Origin of the sequence: Hyphococcus luteus, from assembly GCF_002943565.1 — a bacterium.
GTDB classification, from domain to species: Bacteria; Pseudomonadota; Alphaproteobacteria; order Caulobacterales; family Parvularculaceae; genus Hyphococcus; species Hyphococcus luteus.
The window spans coordinates 797,134-819,887 of the sequence record NZ_PJCH01000015.1 but is presented as its reverse complement, the minus strand read 5'-3'; the positions used below and the strand labels follow the sequence as shown (position 1 = coordinate 819,887).

General features: G+C 56.1%; 15 protein-coding genes. 8 read left to right on the top strand and 7 right to left on the bottom strand.

What is annotated here, in order from left to right; genetic code table 11:
- Positions 1–360: 360 nt before the first annotated feature.
- The 6 genes from CW354_RS19740 to CW354_RS19720 all read right to left on the bottom strand — a co-directional run bounded on the left by CW354_RS19740 (position 361) and on the right by CW354_RS19720 (position 9,131).
- A complete protein-coding gene (locus CW354_RS19740; RefSeq protein ID WP_165793853.1) occupies positions 361–1,431 on the bottom strand; it encodes a M14 family metallopeptidase in 1,071 nt (356 codons plus the stop codon).
- A gap of 188 nt (positions 1,432–1,619) precedes the next feature.
- Positions 1,620–5,006, bottom strand: a complete 3,387-nt coding sequence (locus CW354_RS19735; protein ID WP_165793852.1) for a TonB-dependent receptor — start codon at positions 5,004–5,006, stop codon at positions 1,620–1,622.
- A gap of 221 nt (positions 5,007–5,227) precedes the next feature.
- Positions 5,228–6,316 (bottom strand): FecR family protein, encoded by a 1,089-nt coding sequence (locus tag CW354_RS19730; RefSeq protein WP_104831768.1) that lies wholly within the window; start codon positions 6,314–6,316, stop codon positions 5,228–5,230.
- Between the two features lie 15 nt (positions 6,317–6,331).
- Entirely contained in the window at positions 6,332–6,916 is a 585-nt protein-coding gene (locus CW354_RS19725; protein WP_165793851.1) for an RNA polymerase sigma factor, read from the bottom strand.
- 397 nt (positions 6,917–7,313) lie between these two features.
- Complete coding sequence (locus CW354_RS23215) at positions 7,314–7,709, bottom strand: hypothetical protein (RefSeq protein ID WP_133162392.1); 396 nt, start codon at positions 7,707–7,709, stop codon at positions 7,314–7,316.
- A gap of 108 nt (positions 7,710–7,817) precedes the next feature.
- Entirely contained in the window at positions 7,818–9,131 is a 1,314-nt protein-coding gene (locus CW354_RS19720) for an NAD(P)-binding domain-containing protein (protein ID WP_104831766.1), read from the bottom strand.
- A gap of 260 nt (positions 9,132–9,391) precedes the next feature.
- Between CW354_RS19720 and CW354_RS19715 the strand changes: the two genes are divergently transcribed.
- The 8 genes from CW354_RS19715 to CW354_RS19685 all read left to right on the top strand — a co-directional run bounded on the left by CW354_RS19715 (position 9,392) and on the right by CW354_RS19685 (position 21,464).
- Positions 9,392–10,291 carry a pyridine nucleotide-disulfide oxidoreductase gene (locus CW354_RS19715; RefSeq protein ID WP_104831765.1) on the top strand — a complete coding sequence of 300 codons (900 nt, stop codon included), beginning with the start codon at positions 9,392–9,394 and terminating at the stop codon, positions 10,289–10,291.
- A complete protein-coding gene (locus CW354_RS19710) occupies positions 10,266–11,843 on the top strand; it encodes a cytochrome c3 family protein (RefSeq protein ID WP_104831764.1) in 1,578 nt (525 codons plus the stop codon). The genes CW354_RS19715 and CW354_RS19710 overlap by 26 nt, the downstream gene beginning before the upstream one ends.
- A gap of 296 nt (positions 11,844–12,139) precedes the next feature.
- A complete protein-coding gene (locus CW354_RS23560; protein ID WP_165793850.1) occupies positions 12,140–13,648 on the top strand; it encodes a cytochrome c3 family protein in 1,509 nt (502 codons plus the stop codon).
- Between the two features lie 99 nt (positions 13,649–13,747).
- Positions 13,748–16,195 carry an SPOR domain-containing protein gene (locus CW354_RS19705; RefSeq protein ID WP_165793849.1) on the top strand — a complete coding sequence of 816 codons (2,448 nt, stop codon included), beginning with the start codon at positions 13,748–13,750 and terminating at the stop codon, positions 16,193–16,195.
- A gap of 1,233 nt (positions 16,196–17,428) precedes the next feature.
- Entirely contained in the window at positions 17,429–18,766 is a 1,338-nt protein-coding gene (locus CW354_RS19700; RefSeq protein ID WP_104831762.1) for an aspartate aminotransferase family protein, read from the top strand.
- Between the two features lie 21 nt (positions 18,767–18,787).
- Positions 18,788–19,684: a beta-keto acid cleavage family enzyme gene (locus tag CW354_RS19695; protein WP_104831761.1), complete on the top strand. Its 897-nt coding sequence runs from the start codon at positions 18,788–18,790 to the stop codon at positions 19,682–19,684.
- A 37-nt stretch (positions 19,685–19,721) separates the two neighbouring features.
- A complete protein-coding gene (locus CW354_RS19690) occupies positions 19,722–20,159 on the top strand; it encodes an acyl-CoA thioesterase (RefSeq protein ID WP_133162391.1) in 438 nt (145 codons plus the stop codon).
- A 102-nt stretch (positions 20,160–20,261) separates the two neighbouring features.
- Entirely contained in the window at positions 20,262–21,464 is a 1,203-nt protein-coding gene (locus CW354_RS19685; protein WP_104831759.1) for a cytochrome P450, read from the top strand.
- A gap of 29 nt (positions 21,465–21,493) precedes the next feature.
- Here the strand turns inward: CW354_RS19685 and CW354_RS19680 are convergent, their stop codons facing one another.
- Positions 21,494–22,399: a LysR family transcriptional regulator gene (locus CW354_RS19680; protein ID WP_104831758.1), complete on the bottom strand. Its 906-nt coding sequence runs from the start codon at positions 22,397–22,399 to the stop codon at positions 21,494–21,496.
- Between the last annotated feature and the right edge of the window lie 355 nt (positions 22,400–22,754).

The following is a 22,754-nucleotide window of genomic DNA, read 5'->3' as shown; positions in this document are numbered from 1 at the left end:
AGAGGCAATCATCGAACACCAGAAATATGTTGCTTTGCGAAGGGCGTTTCTGAGCCAGATATTTCCGGCGTCGCTATCAACTGATTTGCGCCGTCTTGTTGCAAGCAAGAAACGCAAATTACCGTCTGAATTGCATCGAGCGGCTGAAAGTGTCTGGCGTAACAAATGCCAATATGAATGCTATCAGGATGGATATGATTGCATCATGTTGTCTGGCCTTTGATGGATGGCACGGACTGAGTAACGTTTTCAATATTTATGAGATGGCATATGCAGTATGTATGCGCACGAATGTGTCTGCGGTAGAGAGATTTCTTTGCAAGCGCTTCATTATTTAAGGAATGCGATCTGCGCATCCTCTTATTCACCCGCGGAGGCGAGGGGAGAGCCAGCGCCTGCCAGCAGTTCTTTCATCATTTCCTCTGCAAAAATGACTGCGGAATGATGAATGGCTTGCCGGTCGGTTTTGTCGCCGACTTCATAAGTGAGGGCCGGGGCGCCGAAGCGGCCGAAAACATAATTCTTTGACGTGTCGAGATCCGATTGGTGGCGTTCGGCGCGTTCAAAGTCATATCCGTCAAGACGGACCCGCGCGGCGGCGAGCCAGTCCTGCGTAAAATTGGGCGGCCTCGTGACGTCTTCTTGCGTTTGTGTATAAAAAACGTTGCGGTTCGTGGCGTGAAAATCAAACATCAGCCTGAGAGCGCTGTTTGCATCCGCTGCGATGTCGTCGAGCGTCGCTTTGACGGCCCGGGTTTCGGGCTGTGTGAACGGGCCCCAGTCGCGATTGAGGTCAACGCCATTCATATTGTGGCGCCAGTGACCGTTGGCGACGCCGTCTGGGTTCATGAGCGGCACGGCGATAATGTGAAAGCGCTCGCGGAACGCCTTGGCGAGCTGCGTATCGGCGAAAACTGTTTCCAGAAAAGGCAGCATGGCGAAAGCGCCGGTCAGCTCCGGCGGATGCTGGCGGCCGATAAAAAGCACATATTCTTTTTCGTCGCGCGCTGTTTGCGGCGCGCTGAAAAGCGCTGTGATTTCGCGCCCCTCGACGGAGGAGCCGATGGTCTCGCGCGTGAGCCTCGCGCGTGCCGCAATGTCTTTTTCCCATGTTTCATAGGCTTCGCCGATCAGCATTTCCTGCGCGGCGATGATGAAGGGCGCAGTCCCCGGCTCAAGCGTCAGCGTCACCGATTTTCCCTTCCGGCGAAGCTTCACGCGATCTTCGTCCACCAGGCGCCACACGCCGTCGCCTTCGCTGCGCTTTGGCCGGTAGCGGTGGCGCGCGTCGGAATATTTTATGACGATTTCGATCTCGTCTTGCGTTTTCGGCGTCACCCGAAACGCATACCAGGGACTTGGATTGATTGGTTTGTTTTCCGGATCGATGCGAATTTTGAATTTCTTCGTGCGCGCATTGCAATCGGACATGCGTGCGCCCTCGAAGTCAGCGTCAATGACGGCGGTGTCATTTTCGCAAGACCTGCCGTCGTCGCTAGCCGCGGCGGCAAACGGGAAAAGGCTTAAAATGATGAGAAAAGATAAAAAGCGCATGGGGCAAATCATTTTAGCGGCCGGCGGTGACGCCGGCCGCATTGTTGGCTTCAGGTTGGGTTAAATCAGAAGTCTTTCTTCACTTCGAAATAGAGAAAACGCCCGCGCGACGAGTGATATTCGTTGTAATAGCCGAATGTTTCGTCTGCGAGCGGCGGCTCTTTGTCGAGGAGATTGTTGACGCCGACGCGCAGCCTTGTGCCGCTAAGGACGCCGTTATTCTCGATGTCGTATTGCGCGTAAAGGTTGATTCTGCGCCATGACTTTACGATGAACGGCTCGTCATCGTCATTGAGCCCTGCGCTTGGATCGATAAACGATCCCACATGCTCAAACCGCGCCCCGCCGCCGAGGCCGGAAGCGTGGCGCCAGCTGACATTCGCCATCGCGCGCCAGCGGGGCTGGCCGTCCTGACGGACGATGTCGCCTTCCTGGGCGATGTCGATTTCGTTAGAAATGAGCCCCGCTTCGATAGCATCGGCGATCATCTGCGAGCCCGGCGAGAGGTTGATGAAATATTCGCGCAGCTTGGTGGCGTTGAATTTCAGGTTGAAATCGCCAAGCGGCGTATCGTCGAGGTCGTAATAAAGAGCGAAATCCGTGCCCGTGACGGACTGGGTTTCGTTATTGTCGTAAGTATCCCGAACGAACAGGATGTCGCCTGCGGGTGCGAGGCCTGTGCCTGCGAAAAACGCGATATCGTCTGCATCGGGATCGGCGCGCACCACATTCGGGTTCGACGAGCCCGCCAGGCGCTGGACAAGGTCAAGGCTGATGTGATTTTCCGCGCCGAAGACGCCGACGACGTTTTCGCGGCGAATATCCCAGCGGTCCACCGTGATGGTCAGCGGATTGAGGAAGCTGAACGGCCCTTCAATGCCGCGCGGCTGGAAAACGAGACCATAAGTGATGTTGCGGTCGTCTTCCGGTCCGATATCCGGATCGGATGTGCGCCGTTCCTGGCGGGATTCGGTGAACCCGTCGCAATCGCCAAATTCCGCAAAAGTGCCGTTTTCAACGCCCACATGGCATAGCAGCGAGTCTTCGCGGGTGTTCGACCGGGCGACGTCCTGGTTGATGACAATCAGGTTCGGCGCGCGGAACCCTTCGGACCAGGCGCCGCGGAATTTGAGGAAGCTGAACGGCTTCCATGCCGCCGCGATGCGCGGCTTTACGCCGGAGCTGCCGAAATCCGAATAATGCTCGACCCGGGCCGCAGCCTGAATATCGAATGTATGGATCAGCGGAATTTGCATTTCGGGGCCGACGAGCGGAATCGAGGCTTCGGCGAAGCCGGCGACGACCGTGCGCGAGCCTTGCGAATCCGGCGTGCCGCTGGAGTTGAGGACGTCGGAATCAGTGAAATACCCCGTCACCGCATCCGTGAAAGTGATTGTACCGTCGAGCCGCGGGTCGCGGTCCTCCTCGTAAGCCTCGCGGCGCACTTCCGCGCCGAAGGCGAGGCCGAGATCGCCGCCCGGCAAACTCAGCAACTGACCGTTTGAAAGCTTGAAATCGCCGAGAAGCAGGCTCGTATGCGTCAGGCGCTGCACGTCGATGATGAACGGGTCGATCAAATCGCGGGAATTGCCCGGCGCGTCGCCATTGTTGGGATCGTCCTGATTGCCGCCATTGAAGATATTGTAGACATTCGGTGTTTCATTGAAGAGGGCCTGCTGGAACAGGGTCGACGAAATTCTGTTGTCCGTAACGTCGTTGGTTTTTGCACGCGAAAAGAGAAGGGCGCTGTCCCAATCCCAATTGGAGTCGAAGATGGATCCGCGCATGCCGGCGAGGGCGCGCCAGGACGTGTTGGTCACGCCGACAAGGCGATTGCCCACATCCACCAGCCGGAAACGGCCGCCATCGACAAAGACCGGCAGGCCTTCCGCCGGCACGTTATCTAGCCCGGGCAGGCGGTTCGGGTTGGGCGATCCGTCGGAGAACGTCACCGGGCCGAACGGATTGTAGTAATAATTCGCCGGGATCACGATGTCGCCGGAGGAGATCGGCGAGTTCGGCGAATTCACTGGGCTGGTCTTCGCATAATAATAGCCGAATTCACCGTAGAACCGCACCGAGTCGCTAAGGTCATGATTGAGGAAAGTGAAAACATTGAAGCGGTCGCGATCGGAAATGATCGTGCGGCCTTCATAAATATTATATCGCAGTTCCGGGTTCAGCGAGCTGTCATCGATGCAAATGCCGGGCGTTGAAACGATGTCCGCAAGACAGCCGCTGCTGCTTGAAGGCTGAACGTGGAAGCGCCCGCTGGATGTTGTCAGCGCCGTCCCGTTCTGGGTGACTTCATCGCCGAGAGTGAACTGGCCCCAAGGCGAGCCGGTGGAAAGGTTGCGGAACGAGGTGTCGCCTTCGAAGCTTGTGCCTTCGAGGAACGGACGCAAATCCGCATATTCCGAAAATTCCTGCTCGCTCGCAAACAAGGCGTCGCGGCGTGAATATTCCGCAAACAGGGAAACATTGGTCGCGCCGCCGTTAAAGGTTTTGCCGGCCTTCAGGATGAAGGTCTGTTCGTCTAGCTCCGTATCGAGCGCTGTTCCGTGACGCGCTTTCAGCGACAGGCCTTCATAATCGTCCTGAAGGATCATGTTGACGACGCCGGCTACGGCGTCGGAACCGTAGATCGCCGAGGCGCCGTCATTGAGGACTTCCATCCGCTCAAGACCGCCCACGGGCAGGGCGTTGGTGTTGACCGTCGTTACCGGGGTCGACAACTCGGCCTGGGTCCCGGGGTGATTGACGACGCGGCGGCCGTTTAACAATACCAGCGTGCCGCTCGATCCGATGGAACGCAGATTGATTGACCCGACGTCTCCGCGGGCGGAGTTGATTGTCCCCGCATTGTCATTGCGGAAGTTTACGGCGCCGTTGGCCGGCAGGGCGCGGATAAGATCGTCGCCGTCTACGCCGCCAATGGCGGCGATGTCAGAGGCGTTGAAGACTGTCACCGGCAGCGCCTCGTTAATGCGCGCGCCGCGAATGTTCGTGCCTGTGACGACAATAACGTCTTGGGGCGTCGCCGCCGTTTCGCCCGTATCCTGCGCGACGGCCGCCGTCGCTATGACCGACGCAAATGACGACAGCGCTGTGGTTAGTAAAAAGCGTGACTGTTTCTTCATGGGTTTATCCCCTTCCGACCTGTTTTCTGTTTTGCGGAGCGACACGGTAATCACGCCGCTTTCCGTCAGGCCGCCTTTGAGGCTTGTCCCTTGAAACATCTCGTCCAGGGCTCGCTGGAGGGAATAATCCCCTTTCAGCGAATTGGTGTTCACCGCCATGACATCTTCTGTCTGGAAAAGAACCGAACGCTTATGCGCCCGCGCAAGCGCCTTTACGGCGTCCTGCGCGGTTTGAGCCGGAATATCGAGGTCGACCCGCGTGTCCGCCGCTTCCTGCGCCGCGGCGCAGGACAGGACGCCAAGACCGAACAAGATAGCCCCTACCAATGCGCGCTTAAGCGCTAACCGCATTCCATCCAAACCAACTGTCATGACATCGTCATCGCATCGCGAGACGGCCATGTTAACCTGTCAGTCTGAGATGGGAAATCCGCCAGTGCAGGGCTGAAAATCTTTTAGCCCGCCAAGAACTGTTGCGAAAATACATCGCTAGGCCGGGCGGCAAAACGCTCGCGCGACTTTTCAGCGAAGCGTCAGTCCGTTTTTGCTGTATGCAGCAAGATTACGCCATCGCTGCGCCGCTCGACATCAATCCCAAGCCCTTCAAGAGCTTCGAGCAGCGGCTCGACGTCGCCCGTCCGGAAAATGCCGCCCAGCTTGACGTCCTCAAGCGCCGGATCGGCGATTTCGATCGAAACGTCATTATGGCGCGTAACTTCCGTTACCACTTCTCGCAACGGTGTTTGCGAGAAATCGAGCAAGCCTTCCGTCCAGGACAGCCTTCGCTGGATGTCGCGCTGGGTGATCACAGGGATCTCGGCGCCGTCAAGCGCGTCGCCTTTCGCCGGGATATCGTCCGATGTCAGACTTTGCCCGGCGCGCAGGATTACCCGCGCCTGTTTTTGAAGCAATTCTGCGTTTTTCGCCGCGTTTTGTCTCGCCTGGTCGGTGGCAGCGTCGATCGTCTCCGGCAATCTAAAAAAGGCGACAGCCCCTTCGACCACCGAAAGTTCGGTGATCTGATCGCGCAGCCGCAGGGCAAATGACGTTCCCACGGCTTCTGCAACTGCTGCGTCGGAATAGACGATAAACGGCCGGTCGGGGTTTTTCGCCACATCAAACAATGCCTCTCCATTGACAAGGCGCACCCGCCGTTCGTCTTTCGAGTAATCGACCTCAATCTGCGTGTTCGTATTCAGCTTGACGACGGTGCCATCGGTCAGATCGAGGGAACGGTATTCGCCGATCGCCGTGCGATAGATTTCCGGCGCGCTGCCCCCCGGCTGGCGCCAGGCGATAAACATAACCGCGGCGACTGCAAAAATGGCAAGCGCGGCTAAAGCTGGCGCGGCGAAGGCCCGCAGCGGTTTTGATTTCCGGAGACTGCTCGCCGCCCCGGAAGCCGCCGCCAGCGGCGTCGTCAGTTCGCTCAGCACAGAAAGGCTTCCCGAGAGCTGTGCGACAGCCCGGATCTCCCTTGCATGGGCGGGGCTGCGGGATATCCATTCGCGCAAGGCGGCCATATCCGCGCCTGAAAGTGAGCCGGATTCAATCTGCGCGAGCCAGGCGCAGGCTTCGCCGACAATTTCCTTGTCAGCGGGGATTTTCGTTTTTTCGTTCATTTACGCGACACTGATCTAGCGCCTGCGCCCTTCCAGGCCCAAAACGCTTTTTTCACTCTCTTCTCCACACGTTCCGGTCTCGGACTGTTCGCTCAACATCACTTCTCTGCATCGGCGCAGCCCAAGCGCCACATGTTTTTCAACGGTGCTAACGGCGATATCGAGCTTTTCAGCGATCTCCTTATGTGACACCCCGTACACATGTTTCAATAAAAAAGCCTTTTGGCATTGCGGCGGCAGCATGGCGACCGCTTTGCCAAAAACCTGCATCCGCTGGCGCGCATCGACCACGTCGTCAATGGCGGGTTCGTCTGATACGTATGTTTCCGGGTCCAAATCATCTAGTAAGTCGCACGTGATTTTCGCGCGGCGTTCAAGCTCGGCCCTGGCGACATTCTTTGCAATGCCAACCAGAAACCGTTTAGGCTCTTGAATTTGCGTACGTTTTTCAGCTTCGAGCGCGCGCAGCACGGTTTCCTGCGAGAGGTCCTCAAGATCAACTTGGCGAAGGCTGTAACGGCGCAGCACGCTAAGGACCAAGCCGCGATTGGACTGAAAGACGCCAAACATCCGTTGTCTGTTTTTTTTCTTATCCGGCATAGGCCATCCCGGCCCCTTTTTCCCACGCATCGCTTCAGCATAAGTCCTGAAGTGATCTTGCGCAAATAGGACGGCGCGCTTTCGCCTAAGTCCGGTGTCTAAGTCCTATGTTTGCAACGGGTATTTCACGATGGGGGCCGCCCGTCCCTCGATCGCTGACCGGGAACAGAGGCTTGTAGTAATGATCTAAAATGCTTTGATTAGCCGCATCGCCTGTTCTGATTCTGGCAGTTACGGCATAAGTGCTGACGGATGAAACCGGCGCACAGACGCGCGAATTTGCACACATAGAAGGAGATGCGCATAAGGTCGTCGTCGTCGCTTTGATGTCCGAAAGAGAAAATACAGGAAATCAGAGATATAAGTTCTGCGTTGCCCCGATGATGGATGATACAAACTAAGTAATGTTTTCAATGCCTTCCAAGGCGACGTGTGCAGTATGTGTGCATACAGAATGGATTGGCGGGAATAGGTTTTTTGGATTTGTACAGCTCTGGGGTGCGCTATAACGATACATCAACGGCGCAACGCAATGTCCATTGACTTGGATGCGCAATCCAATTCCGCATAAGTCCGCGTTTACGGCTTTACCGTTGCGCCGCATAAGGGGTTCGATGAGATCCGTTTTCAAGCGGCCGGAAGCGATGGGTTTGTCCTCATATGTCACTCCGTGGTTTGCCGCATCGAATATCAAGGCGCCGGCTTCAGGGTAGATGCCATGTTCGGAATAGGTGGAATTTTTGGCCAGACTTTCGGCGAGTCGGGGACGAAAATCGGTCTCGTTTTCGATCAATAGGACGCGCATTGCGGGGCAAACCAGATGACGACACTCCAATACATGAAGGCGTTTTTGATGGTGAGCTGAGGCTACGTAATTTTCGTTCCTGTGAGCGATCGCGCGTTATCCAGCGGCGGCCTCCCCGAACTTTGTCTCCACTTCAACGCCGATTTCTCTTAAAAAGGCCGTTGGCAGAATGCCGCCGGCGCAGATGATGACATCGTCATTGGCGGCTTTCTTTTTGACGCCGCCCTTTTCCAGCACGACGTGGTCGGGGGCGATGGCCGCGACATTCGACTCCATGACGACTTTCAGCGCGCCGCTTTCCTGAGCGTTGGCCACACGGTCGCGGTTGCGCTGGCGTGCGCGGGAAAAAGACGCGCTGCGATAAGAAAGAATGACTTTCGCGCCCGGTTGTTCGGCGATCTCGGTTGCGGCTTCAAGCGCGCTGTCGCCGCCGCCGACGACGAGCACGCGCCGGTCCTTATATTGTTCTGGATCGATCATGCGATAGACAACTTTGGACAGCTCTTCGCCCGGCGCGCCAAGCTTGCGCGGCGTGCCGCGCCGGCCAATCGCCAGCAGTATGTTTTTTGATTTGTAAACGCTTTGCGTGGTTTTCACTTCGAAGCCGCCGCCGCTTTCTGTAATCGATTCAACGCGCTCATTATATTGAATGGAAACGCCGGATTTCCGTTCGACCGATTGCCAGAATTCGAGAAGTTTTTCCTTGCTCGGTTCCTTGATCTTGGCTTTGCCGATAATGGGAAGATTGACGGGTTTTGTCATGACCAGCTTGCCGCGCGGGTAATGGGCTACGGTTCCGCCGAGCGATTCCTGCTCTATGGTCACGCTGCGCAGTCCGTATTGTTTTGCGGCAAGCGTCGCCGCAAAACCGGCGGGCCCGGCGCCGACTATGATAAGATCAAGCGCGTCCGCTGCTGCTTTGCGGCCGTTCTTTCTGATCTCATCGACCGCCTGCTTGCCCTGTTCGATGGCGTTGCGGATCAGTCCCATGCCGCCAAGTTCTCCGGCGATGTAAATGCCCGGCACATTGGTCTGGAAGTCCGCGCCCACGAATGGAATGTCGACGCCGCGCTTTTCAGTGCCGAAAACCAGCGAAATGGCGTCGGTGGGACAGGCCTTGGCGCATGCGCCGTGACCGATGCAATGGGTCGGCTCGATCAAGACTGCCTTGCCGCCGATCAGGCCGATGACGTCGCCTTCCGGACAGGCTTTTGCGCAAGATCCGCATCCAAGACAGGCCGCGGGATCGATGACCGGATGCAATGATTGCGGTTCGGTGAGGCCGGCCTCGACCGCCGCGGCGTGAATTGTCTGCGCCTTCCGGGAAGATCGGGCCCGCAAGCCGTAATAGACGAAAATGATAACGCAGAGCGGCGCGCCATAAACCAGAATAGCGGTCCAGTCGGTCATGACGCACACGCTGTATATCGCCGGGCCGGCGCGAGAAAGCCAGAGCGATAGTCAAGGTTATGCGAGGCGAGGGGAATCATAAAATCATAACGCGGCGGCTGGTTTATGGATCAATTTTAATAATCGCTCTTTTCCGAGCGTTGCATCCTGGTGGATAAACTATTTTTAAGCGAAATCTTTAACGATAGGAGCAACGCAAACACTAAACTTTTGTCAGAAAACAAAATAAGAGATGATTCTGATCAGCGGACGGATTAATAATGCAAGTCATTCTTAAAGAGCAGGCTGCCGGGCCGGCGTCTTCTCTGGGCGGGGAAGGGCGTCCTGCAGGCCGGAGGAGAGCGCCGGCCAGGAAAAAAGCGGCGTCGTGGGGCTCGGTTATTTTCGGACTGCTGATCGCCGGGGCGCTTGGCTATGGCTGGCGCATGAGAGACCGGTGGATCGAGGCGGAAGCAGGGCTGGGCTATTATCTGGGCATCGCCGGCGCTATCGCCATGCTGCTTTTGCTGACTTATCCATTGCGCAAAAATTCGCGCCTGTTGCAGTGGGCGGGGCCCGTCTCGTTCTGGTTTCGTCTTCATATGGCGCTTGGGCTGATCGGCCCAACGCTCATTCTTTATCATGCGAATTTCGGGCTGGGCTCGACAAACAGCAATGTGGCGCTCGCCGCCATGCTGATCGTGGCGAGCTCGGGGCTTATCGGCCGTTTCTTTTACGCAAAAATCCATCGCGGCCTCTACGGAAAGAGAGCCGAAGCGCGCGAGCTGGTGACCGAGGCTGGGGCGATTCGCGACAGGCTCTCCGTCGCCATCGACGATGATCTAAAAAGGCGGATTGATGATCTGGAGGCGGCCGCGTTTGAGAGTTCGGCAGGCATGGGCGCAGCAGCGGTCAAGGCTTTCGCCGTCGTTTCAAAAGCGAGAGCGCTTAAGGGAAAACTTTCGAAACAACTGAAATCATCGCCGCAGTTGCGGGGCCGGCAAAAGGCGCTCACGCAGCAGCTTGACTTTTCGGCGCGCTATTTCAGCCGTATCGAACAGGCGGCGGAGCTTGCCTTCTACGAACGCCTCTTCGCCGCCTGGCATGTTCTTCACCTGCCGCTGTTTATTCTGTTGATCATCACTGCGATCATTCATGTCGTCGCGGTTCATTTATATTAGCGCGGTTGCGCTAGCGGTCGTTGTCGGCGCGCTTTTCGCCGCGCCGCCGGCAAGCGCCCAGAGCGTTATTGAAAAGCTGGTCTCGCCCGGTCCGGTTAGCGCCGCGCACAAGGGGCAGGAAAAAACCTGCAATGCATGCCATGCGTCTTTCGACAAGGGGGCGCAGTCAGGGCTGTGTCTTGATTGTCATGAGGATGTGGCCGGCGATGTTTCCAAACATTCAGGCTTCCACGGGAAATCGCCCGATGTTGACGGAAAACCCTGCAAGGCCTGCCACACGGAACACAAGGGCGCGGCGTTTCAAATTGTTTCCTTTGATCGCCGGGCATTCGATCATGGGTTGACGGATTACGTATTAAAGGGCGCGCACAGGGACGTCGAATGCGGCGAGTGCCATGCCGGGAAGAAGAAATTTCGAGACGCCGCTCATGACTGTGCAACATGTCATAAAGCCGATGAGCCGCATAAAGGGCGCCTGGGCGACGATTGCCAGTCCTGCCATCGCGAAACCGACTGGAAAGAGATCTCGTACGATCATTCGAAAACCGACTTTCCACTCGTCGGCGAACATCGCGGCGCGAAGTGCCGCGCCTGCCATGTAGAGGAAGTTTATGATGGGCTACCGTCTCTTTGCATCGACTGTCATAAGGAAGACGATGTTCATAAGGGCGCTTTCGGAACTGATTGCGAAACCTGCCATCAACCTGCTGGATGGGGCGCCATTGCGTTCGACCACGGCCGCCGGACGGGGTTTTCCCTGACCGGCAAACATGCGCCGCTCGCCTGCAAGACTTGTCACACGCAAACGCTCTTTGAGCCGAAGCTCAAACAGGGCTGCGTCTCCTGCCATCGGAGCGACGACGTGCATGAGGGCCGAAACGGACCGGATTGCGCGAGTTGTCACCGGACGTCGTCCTGGACCGCTTCGCGTTTCAACCATGATCGCGATACGACTTTTGCGCTTATGGGCGCGCATCGTCGCGTCGACTGCAAATCATGCCATTTGAAGCCTGTAACTGTAGCCTTGCCCGGCAAGGAGTGCGTCGACTGCCATCAGTCGGATGATCCCCATAAGGGCGCGCAAGGAGAAGACTGCGCATCTTGCCATAATGTAACGTCCTGGGTCGAAAATACGCAGTTCGATCATGATCTCTCCCGGTTTCCGTTGCTTGGGCGGCATAAAGACGTGAAATGCGCGGCGTGTCACAAAAGCAAGGTCTTTTCCGACGCGCCCATGGCGTGCCGGTCTTGCCATGCCGATGAGGACAAACATGGCGGCGCGCTCGGCGCCGACTGCGGGCTATGCCATAGTCCAGCCAAATGGTCTCATTGGTTGTTTGATCATGAGCGGCAGACGACATTCGCTTTGACGGGAAGCCATAAAGGGCTGATTTGCAGCACCTGCCACAAACCGAATGGATGGTCCGCCGGCGACCAGTCCAGCGAGTGCGTCGCCTGTCACCGTGTTGACGACAAGCATCGCGGTCAATATGGCGGCGACTGCGGCAGGTGTCATACAACCCAAAGTTTCGATTCCGTCAAAATGAATTGAATTGTTCGAAACCGCCGCAAGGCGCGATTTTCGCTTCATTAAAATCAAGTAACTGGCGAAATAATAAGCTTTTTTACACGGCGAAGCCGCATACGGTGATGTGCGAATTAGTTCGTAGCATGAATATTATAATGAGAATGATTTGCGGTTGAGTGGGCTTCGCCGCGGGTCAAACTCAAAGCCGCTGAGTGATCGGGATGGGGCGCGCAAGGGCAAATCATTATAGACGGCAGCCATTCCCGCTGCTCTTCATTGGCCTTTGCTGGCTGATGCAATTTTTCATTGCAGCGCACGCCATGCCTGACTTGGCGGAAGTGGAAGAGCATTTAAAGACCGGGTTCCCCCTTGAAGGCGCTCACCGCTTTGTCGAGTGCGAAGACTGCCACATGAACGGCGTTTTTGAAGGCACGCCCCGGCAATGCGGCTTGTGCCACAACGGCGTCTCGGCCCCGGGCAAGCCGCCGGACCATTTTCTGTCTCAAAACAATTGCAGCGATTGTCATGCGCTCCAGAGCTGGACGCAGGTCCGGTTCGACCATTTCAGCGCGACCGGGACATGCATGTCCTGTCATGACGGGCGGCGCGCGACGGGCAAGTCTCCGACGCATATTCAATCGTCGAACAATTGCGGCGACTGCCACAGCACGGTTGGATGGTCGGCTGTCCGGTTCGACCATTCCGGCGTCGCGGGAAATTGCGTGAGCTGCCATAACGGGACGACGGCGCAAGGCAAATCTGCGTTACACATGCCGACGACGAATATCTGCGAGGACTGCCACCGGACGACATCGTGGCTTATTGTGCGTTTTGACCACGCTGCGGCGACCGCGTCCTGCTTTACTTGTCATAACGGGACAACGGCGCCTGGGAAAACACCGACGCATATTGCATCCTCCAACACATGCGACGACTGTCATGTGACGTCGAACTGGGCGAATGTTTCGTTCGACCATGCAAGCGTCACGGGCAATTGCTTCAGTTGCCACAACGGCGCAACCGCAGTCGGCAAGCCGGCGACGCATATGCCGACAACGAACATCTGCGAGGACTGTCATCTGACGTCCACATGGACCAGCATACGCTTCGATCATGCGGCGACGACAGCGTCGTGCTTCACCTGTCATAACGGAACGACCGCTGCCGGCAAACATGCGACGCATATCGCATCTGTAAATATGTGTGACGATTGCCATGTGACGTCCAGCTGGACGAATGTGCGCTTTGATCATGGCGCCGTCACCGGCTCCTGTTCAAGCTGCCACAACGGCACGACGGCGACAGGGAAGGGGCCGCTGCATATCGCGACGACGGGAGAGTGCGACGCCTGTCATACGACGCTCGCCTGGATACCGGCGACTTTCGACCATGACACGATTACGGGCTCTTGCTCGAGTTGCCACAACGGCTCCACGGCCACAGGCAAACCGCCGAGCCATTTTGTCACCTCCCTGCAATGCGGCGATTGTCACCGGACGACGGCCTGGCTGCCGATCCTGTTTTCCCACACGTCGCCGTCTTATCCCGGCGATCACGGATCTGGCGTCGGCTGTACGGATTGTCATACGACGAATTCCCAGACAATCGCCTGGCAGTTCGGCGCTTATCAGCCAGATTGCGCAGCGTGCCACGCAGGCGACTATCGTTCGGACCCGCACAAGAAACATGAAAATCCTGACGTGCGTTACACCGTCGCCGAATTGCGCGATTGCACGGGCTCCTGTCACATCTACACCGACAGTTCTCTGACCACGATCAAGGAGCGCCGGAACAGCAATCACAGAGTTTCCGACAGGGATTGGGACTAATCCATGCTTCGGTTCGTGCGTTACAGAGGTGGGGCGGTTAGATGCCTTGTTCTTGCAGCGGCCATATGCTGCAATGCATTTGAAGCAAGCGCGCAGCCGGTGGGCGATCGCGTGCTCTCGCGCGTCACGGTCTCCGAATCGCAGCAATGCGCCGTCGCGACAATCTCCTTCAACTTTCCGATCCGCGCCGTTTCGCATTTTCCAAAAGATCATGGCGACCATGTTCGCATCGATCTGAAGCCCATCGAAACAGGCAGAAGCATAAGCGACGGCCTCACCGCGAGGGAAGAATTACGCGCGCCGTTGAGCCGGAAGGCCGGCATTCAGGAAATACAATATGACGGCGACGCGCCGACGGGACCTGTCCTCACCGTCACGTTCGATCACAACCGGCATTTTGCGATTGCGCAGGGCGCGGATTTTCGCAGCCTCGACATCACGATTGCGGACGCGCCCGTATCTGACGCTTGTTCCGGCGGAGGCCCGCGATTGCGCACAGGGCCCGAAACTTCGATACGCCGCAAACTTAGCGGCGTCTCGTCCGTATTGCACTCCATGCCCGATACGCTCGATGTGAACGCCGTCTATGCGCTGAACCTGCTTTCGCAACAATCGGCGATCGATGCGGACAATATTCCCGCTTTAAAGCCCTTTTCCGCCTACGCCGCTTATGCAGTTCGCTTCGAGGAAGACGGCGTCGTCTGGAACCGCTTGCGGCTTGGTTTTTTCAAGACCCGGACCGAAGCCCAGAAAGCGGCGGACCAGTTGAAAACCTCATATCCGGACGCATGGATCGTCAGAACCTCGGCGGCGGAGCGCGAAAGCGTCTATCAGGCCTGGCTGGATAAGAGAAAAACGGCGCAACGCAATCTGGACGCCGCCCGGCGCTTGCCGGCTGTAGAGCCGCTTCCCGAAAATCGCGATGCGGCGACGCTTGTCGCCGAAGCGCGCACGCTGATGACGAAAGGCGATTATGCGCGCGCCATTCAGCTTCTGACGAAAGCGACAACCCTGGAGGAAAGCCAGGCGTCGCCGGAGGCGAAAGAACTTCTTGGCGTCGCCCGCGAAAAGAACGGCCAGAAAGCGCACGCCAAGGCGGAATATGAAGAATATCTGGAACGCTATCCTGACGCCGAGGGCGCGCCCCGCGTCCGCCAGCGGCTTGCGGCGCTGTTGTCGCAAGGCCAGGAAGGCCCGCCCGAACTGCGCGAGGGCAAGAGCGGGGGATTCGTCACGCGGCTCACCGCCAGCCTGTCGCAATATTATCAGCGCGATGAAAGCACGGTAACGCTCGAGCAGCCGGATTTGACGCCCGATCCGGATAAACAGGTAAATCGCAATGCGCTTGTTTCCGGGGCGGACATGACGGCGAGCGTTAGCAATGACCGCGTCGATCTTAGCATGCGGTTTTCCGGCGCGCACACCAAGGATTTCATGGAAGGCGGCAAAGGCGATCTCGGCGCTGTCAGCGCCTGGTTTGTGGAGGTTGTCGACAGCGCGACGCGGCTCGCCGCCCGCATCGGCCGGCAAACGCGCAGCACGGGCGGCGTTCTCGGCCGTTTTGACGGCGGCCTTTTAAGTTTTGATGTGAATGACAAGGTGCGCGTGAATGCGGTCGCCGGCGCGCCGGTGATCCGTTCGCGCGATTTGTTTGTCGACAAACACAGGAAATTCGCAGGCGGCAGCGTCGATGTGAACCAGGTTGTGGAGGGGCTCGATACGACCGTCTATTTCATTCATCAAACGGTGGACGGTCTCGTGGATCGTCAGGCCGCAGGTTTTGAGTTCCGCTATGTGGATGAAAGCCGGTCCGCTTTCGGCCTTGTCGATTACGATACGTTTTACGGCTCCCTGAACCTCGCCTTGTTCAACGGATCCTGGCGGTTGGAAGACAATACGAACATCAACATCGCTTTCGATTATCGCTGGGCGCCGGCCTTGATGACGATCGACGCGTTGCAGGGGCAGGGGGTTGAGTCGATCGAGGAGCTGCGTTCAACCTATGCGGACGAAGATATTTATTCTCTGGCGCAGGCGCGTGCGGCGCGACTCAAAAGCGGCTCGATCAATATTTCCCGCCCGCTTTCGGAAAAGTTCCAGGTCAATGCGGGCGTCACCGTCGCCAATATGAAGCCGACCGCCGATGCGGGCGGCGTGCCGGGCCAGCCGGGGACAGGGGTGGAGGCGTTTTATTCGGCGCAGGTCTATGGGCAGAGCCTTCTTAAAGAGGGCGACTTCGCCACCCTCGGCGTGCGTTATGACGACATGTCGACAGCGAAGCGCTATGTCATCGATCTGAACACGCGCTATCCTTTTTCGCGCAGGTTCCGGATCGGCCCGCGCATGCGGATTTCCCGCCGCCGGGCGGCCGCCGCCGACCAGACGCAATTCACCGTCAAGCCGTCCATGCGCATCAATTATCTTCCAACCCGGACTTTTCAGTTGGAGCTTGAAGGCGGCGCGGAATGGACGACGACGGAAAACCTGCTCGGAACCGAGACACTCACAGGATATTACGTAATCGCCGGATACCGCCTGGATTTCTGAAGGGGGCCGATACAGGCAAGGTGTCCGTTTCATATAACCTTAAAGGCCGGGGCGAAGAGGGCGTGATTATCGTCGCCTTCACCGCACCGGATTCAGCGTTTATCTGACCGGTGGAGAAACGAAAATCGGTGACGACCGCAGCCCTTGGGATCCTAGCAACATATCGTTTGATGCGACGGTTAATGGAAGATCCAAATACCGGGTCCAGGCGCCCATTGCACCCCAGGAGTGTGTTTGTGATAGGAGTAGCGCGCATAGACAGACATCGAAGGAAATGCACTTCCTTTGATGGATGATACCAACTAAGCAAGTTTTTCAACGACTTAGAGAGACGCATGCAGTATGTGTGCATGCGGAGCGTTTTGCTGTGGGCGGATCTTTTTCTCTAACAATGCTGTGTTTTGAAAACGCGCTTTGGTGCGCAGCGCCAACTGATGCTCAGGTCGGTTGATTTGATGAGCGATTCAGTGCGTCTTATCGGAAATTCTGATTAATTAATCGTATTAATTGAATTGAACAAATCAATATAGTCAACCATCATCACATTGAAAAAACAAAGCAAGCTCTCGCGGGCATACAGCAGCGCTAGCCGCAAGGCTTTTTGAACGCGAATTCATAGCCAGCCGATGCAAATGCTTTTCGGCGCCGTTGCTAGCGTGCGGGGGAAGGGATGTCGAATCCGGGGCCGAACTTAAGCCTGAACTCAAGATTATGTGCGCATGGGCTCTTCAGACTGGTCTTTTTTTCAGCCGCCGCCGCTCGGTGCGCCATGCTTGCCGGGGCTGCTAATTCCGGCCAGCTATTTGTTGACTTGGGGATCATGGCGTTGTTGGCCGCGTTCGTCAGGCTGGACGTAAGAATGCTTACGCGGTTTCTGAATGCTCGAGGTTTTGAATTAAGCGTAGCCGCGCTGCATGGCGTTGCTGCAATCTTCAGGTCCCGCGCATCTGGGAATTTGAAGCGGTTCTTAGTGAGGCGCCATTCCGGTTTTGCCCTCTCCGGAACGCCTTTCGTCCTCGTTATGATCCCCGCATTTTTTCTGTTTCAACGCAAACGTCTTGCGCGGTTGCGGCGAAGTCTGCGCCAGACTTTTCAGCTTGGCGCAAAGGCGCCTCATGGTGCTCGCTGTGATTACGCGTGCATTGAGCGTTTGTGTAGTGAGTGAATTAGAAGCGCTTTTGCATCATCCGCCCATCCATTGGGCTATGCAACCCATATGAATTGAGGCCGGTCATGAGCACCATTGAACATGTTGAGGAAGGCGCGAACGATCGTTCGCTGATAAAGGCGATAGAAGACGAAGTCGCCATTTATAAAGAAAGAAACGCCGAAAGCCTTGCCCGCTATGAGCGCGCTTGCCGCGTTTTGCCGGGGGGAAGCACACGCGCTACGCTTTATTATCCTCCCTTTCCCGTCGTTATTGAGAGAGGGGAAAACAACTTTTTATTTGATGCGGACGGCCATAAGTATCTCAATTTCGTTGGTGAATATACTGCAGGGCTTTACGGCCATAATGAAGAAATGCTGCGGGATATTTTGTCCGAAATCGGAAAACGAGGGCTCATGCTCAGCGGCCCTAATATATATGAAGAAAAGCTGGCCGACATAATCTGCACACGCTTTCAATCGATTTCGAAAGTGCGTTTTTGCAATTCCGGGACAGAAGCGAATTTGCTTGCCCTGGCTTTAGCGCGCAATGCGACGCGCAAAGAAACGGCCCTTGTTTTCAAGGGCGCTTATCATGGCGGTTTTTTGACATTTGGGGCGTCAGGCGCTCCGCTTAACGTCCCTATGAAAGCTTTGATCGGCGCCTACAACGATGTCGAAGGAACGCGCGCGCTCATCGAAAAAAACAAAGACGAACTGGGAGCGATTATCGTTGAGCCGATGATGGGGTCGGGCGGATGCATAGCCGGCGATCCCGTATTTCTGGAAATGCTCCGCACAGCGGCGAGCGAGCACGATATCGTCCTGATTTTTGATGAAGTAATGACGTCTCGATTGTCGCCTGGCGGTCTTCAGGAAAAACTGGGCATTGAGCCGGATCTGACAAGTCTCGGAAAATACATAGGAGGAGGGTTCAGCTGCGGCGCCCTGGGCGGCCGGGACGAGTTGATGTCGATGTTTGATCTGCGGCGAGAGAATGGCCTTTCTCACGCTGGGACGTTCAACAACAATATCGCATCGATGATCGGCGGCAGCATCGGGCTGGGAAAATATTTCACAGGCGAAGCATGCGTTTCATTGAACGCGCGCGGCGATAAATTACGCGAGCGGTTGAATGAAATCGCCAAGGAAGCCAATACGCCTGTTCAAGTGACAGGCATTGGGAGCGTAATGAATCCGCATCTCGGTCTTGAGACGATCAAGAGCCCGGACGATATCAACCATCCCAATCTCCAATTATTCCGCATGCTAATGCATCTTCATATGATGAACCGCGGATTTTATGTTGCTTCGCGCGGTTTGATCACACTGAACCTAAAGTCCACAGATGACGACATAGAGGCTTTCGAACGCGAATTCGAAAACTTTCTTCAAATCTATGGCGCTGCACTTTGCGGCGAGTGAATATGTTTGAGGTGAACCAAGATGAAGCGAAAAATCGTTCTTACCTGCGCTGTCACGGGTAATGCGCCGTTAAACCCGAAATATCCTTACGAATACCCGGTCACGCCTAAACAAATATGCGAAGCAGTCGCTGAAGCGGCCAGCGCCGGCGCCAGCATCGCCCATATTCATGTTCGTGACCCCGAAAGCGGTTCCGGCTCGCGCGATGTCGCGTTGTTCAAAGAGGTCGTCGACCGAATTCGGCAGCGCGGGATCAACATCGTCATTAATCTGACCGCCGGCATGGGAGCGTTGTTTTTGCCTGACCCTAAGGACGAAGGCCGGGCTTTGCCGGAAAGCGATCTGATCGGCGCGGAAGAACGCGTTGAACACCTTGTCGAATGTCTGCCGGAAATTGCGTCGCTCGATGTGACCACCGGCAACCAGATGGAAGGCGACTTTGAATTTGTCTATTTGAATACGACACGCACCCTGCGCGAAATGGCGAAACGCTTTCAAGCCTTGGGGGTGAAGCCGGAGCTGGAAGCTTTTCAGGCCGGCGACGTGCTGTTCGCAAATCAGCTCGTCAAGGAAGGACTGATTGACGGCCCGTCGCTTTATCAGTTTGTGTTAGGCGTGAAATGGGGCGCGCCCGCTGACCCGGAAACCGTCCTCTATATGCGCAATCTTCTTCCTCGGGACGCCATTTGGGGTGCAATGGGGATCGCCCAGCTGCAATTTCCGATGGCGGCGCAGTCATTGCTGGCCGGAGGGAATGTGCGTGTCGGGCTGGAGGACAATCTCTATTTGGAGCGCGGCGTTTTCGCCACAAACGGACAGCTTGTCGAGCGCGCTGCAGGGCTTATCGACAGTCTTGGATGCGACGTTGCGAGCCCGGCTGAAGCGCGGGAAATGCTTGACCTGAAAACACCAGGCTAACTGAGCCTTGCATCAATTAGACGAACTGAGCGGCGCAATGAAAAGCACAGACGGGAAATTCGATACATTTCGGGCCGTGATACATCCGTGGCAATGCGACGTCATGGGGCATATGGCGACGCGTCATTATTCGCCGATGTTCGAAGATGCGAGCTATCATCTTTTTTCCATGATGGGCGTGTCCGGCGAACGTGACGACGGGCTGGGCTGGGCGGATGTGCGGCAGGAATACGAGTATCTAAAGGAGGTTCGCCGCGGCGACCTGCTGCTGCTCCAGTCCTATCCGGTTAAGTTGGGCTCAAAATCCATAACTTATGTGCATGAAATGAAGGACGCCGAAAGCGATGACCTTAAGACGCGCGTAACCACCATATCGGTTCGTTTTGATCTTAAAGCGCGCAGCGCCGTGCCTATAGAAGATGAAATCCGTCAACGCATTGAAGCCAATTTGCTTATATCGGCACTGTCCGAATGAACAGAGTCCTCACGCGGGTGAGGCCTAAACCCGAAATCTTTCTTGGCTGGATGCGCCCCGAAATCGGGCAGCCTTTGTTGCTGCGGTAAACGGAAAAAATATATGACCGCTGACGTCGCCGCTCTGATGCAGGACAGGGAAGTGTTTTTAGAGGCGTTGGATGCGGACCCCTATTCCGTATACCGCGCGCTGCGTGAGAAGGGGCCCATACATTGGATTGAGCCTTTGAAGATGTGGTATGTGGTCGATCACCGCCATATCCACGAAATTCTCATGAATGCCGCTGACTTCGTCACCGGCACGCCGCATTCTCTGCTTTATGACACATTTGGCGAACACATGCTCACCGTCGACGGCGCTGCGCATTTTCGCTATCGCAGCGCTTTTCGAGGGGCGTTTACGCCAAAAACGATACAAGAAAATCTGTCGGCTCGCATAGAGCGCCGCGTCGACGAGTTAATTGACGGGTTTGTTGCGCAAGGAGAAACAGACTTGCGAGATTCGATCGCCAGCCGCTTGCCTGTCCTCACGATACTGGAAATTTTCGGATTGCCGCTCGAACTCGAACAAAGATTTCGAAACTGGTACGACAGTTTCGAAGCAGCCTTATCAAATTTCAGCTGGGATGCGGCATGCCGACAGCGCGCCGCCAAAAATCGCGAAGAATTTCATGAGGTTCTGCAAGGCCAGATCGAAACGTTGCGAGGCTCATCGACGCATGGCCTCCTGTCCTCGGTTGTGAACGGCGACGAGAACCGCCTCAGCGATGCGGAAATCAGGCGCAACGCGCTTATCATCATGTTTGGCGGCATCTCTACGGTGGAAGCCTTATTGCTGAATACGGTTTACGCCATCCTGAGCCAGGATTTTCTGCGCTTGCAGGTCGACGAAAATCCGGAAATCATTCCCGCTGTCGTGGAAGAAAGCGTAAGATGGGTTTCGCCCGTTCAATCCGCGACGCGCCATGTTGCAAATGATATTGAATTTGCCGGCGTTTCGCTCAAGGCGGGCGATATCGTCAACTGCATGCTTGGCGCGGCCAATAGGGATCCCGCCATTTTCGAAGATCCGGATAAATTCATCCTGAATCGCAATAATATTCGAAAGCATCTGGGCTTCGCCATAGGACCGCATGTTTGCCTTGGAAACAATCTCGCCCGGCTGGAGGCGAAAACCGCGATCGAAAAGTTGATGGCGCGTTTGGACGGCCTGAAATTAAAAGACGCCGGCGCTGTTGCGATCAGGGGGTATGAGTTCCGTCAGCCCAAAAGGCTGGACCTTGTTTGGACGCCAAAGACCGCATAACAGAATTTCTGATTTCAAAAGAGCTGCGTTCATCGTCCGTTCGAAGCAATCACGTCCAGAGCGGTGTCAAGCATGGGGGGGCGCGCGCTTTTTCTCCATAAAATCGCCCGGGTGAGTTTCGCTTCGGGTTCGTCGAGTTCGACGATAGTGACGTCATCCCTGTTTTTGGCGCGTGACGAGAAATGGCCAATCGTTATGCCGACGCCTTCCGCGACGAGGTTTACGCCCAGCTCGGAGTCGTGGACTCTTTGCACGATGTCGCGCTCGACGCCATGTTGAGAAAACAGGCGGTTAATGACGCGTTCGGAGGCGGCTTGAGGCGAGAGCGGGCCTTCGATGAAATGTTCGTCGGCAAGCGTCGAAATTTTCACTTTTTTTCGTTTTTTCAATGGGTGGCTGGCGGGCAGGGCGACGCTTAGGGGAAGCGGCTCCAGGGGCAGGATCTGATATTCTTTTCCAAGCGGTTCTTCGGGAATAGGGCAAACTAATATTGCGTCGGCGAGGCCGTTTTTCAGCAGCTCGGTCAGTTGCGGGGTCATGCCCGGCATGAGGTCAAGATCGGCGGTCGGCTGCGATTCTTTTATGCGCCGCACCCAATACGGCAAATAATCGATTGCAAACTCGTCCGTATATCCCAGCCTAAGCCGGTTTTGTTCGCCAAGCTCTGTTGCTTTCGCCGCTTCGACGCTGTCTTGCATGCCCTGGACAACGAGCTGCACGCGGTCGCGAAACATTTTCCCTGCTGTCGTCAGCTCCACACGCCGGCTGGTGCGGTCGAACAGTTTGACGTCGATCGCATATTCGAGGGCTTTGATCTGCTCGCTGAGAAGAGGCTGCGCGATGCCGAGTTCTTCGGCGGCTTTGCTGAAATGCAGATGTTCGGCGAGGGCGAGGAATCGCATGAGATAGGCGAAATTCAGTGAGTGAAGGTTCATCTAGCGCCCCGGCAATTCATCGCCACAGATAATGAATATATATTTTTAATATGATTGAACTGCTTAATTCCGTCAACCATCCTTATTGAACCGCCAGCGTCAGCGCAGCGGCGTTCCATTCGTCTGGCCAGGGCGCGAGGGACAAACAAATATGTTGTTAAACGATCTGTCCGCAGACCAGTTCCCCCGCAAGCGTGACGCGCATCGTTTGAATGAAGACGAGAATGCAGGTTCAGCGCCCGCTTGGTACAAGGGCGTTGTTTATGGATGCGCCCAATGATCATGTCTCGCAATGCGGCCAACCTCTCCATAGTGGAATTTATTTCAGAGTTGAGGAATAGAGCGCGCGCCGCAC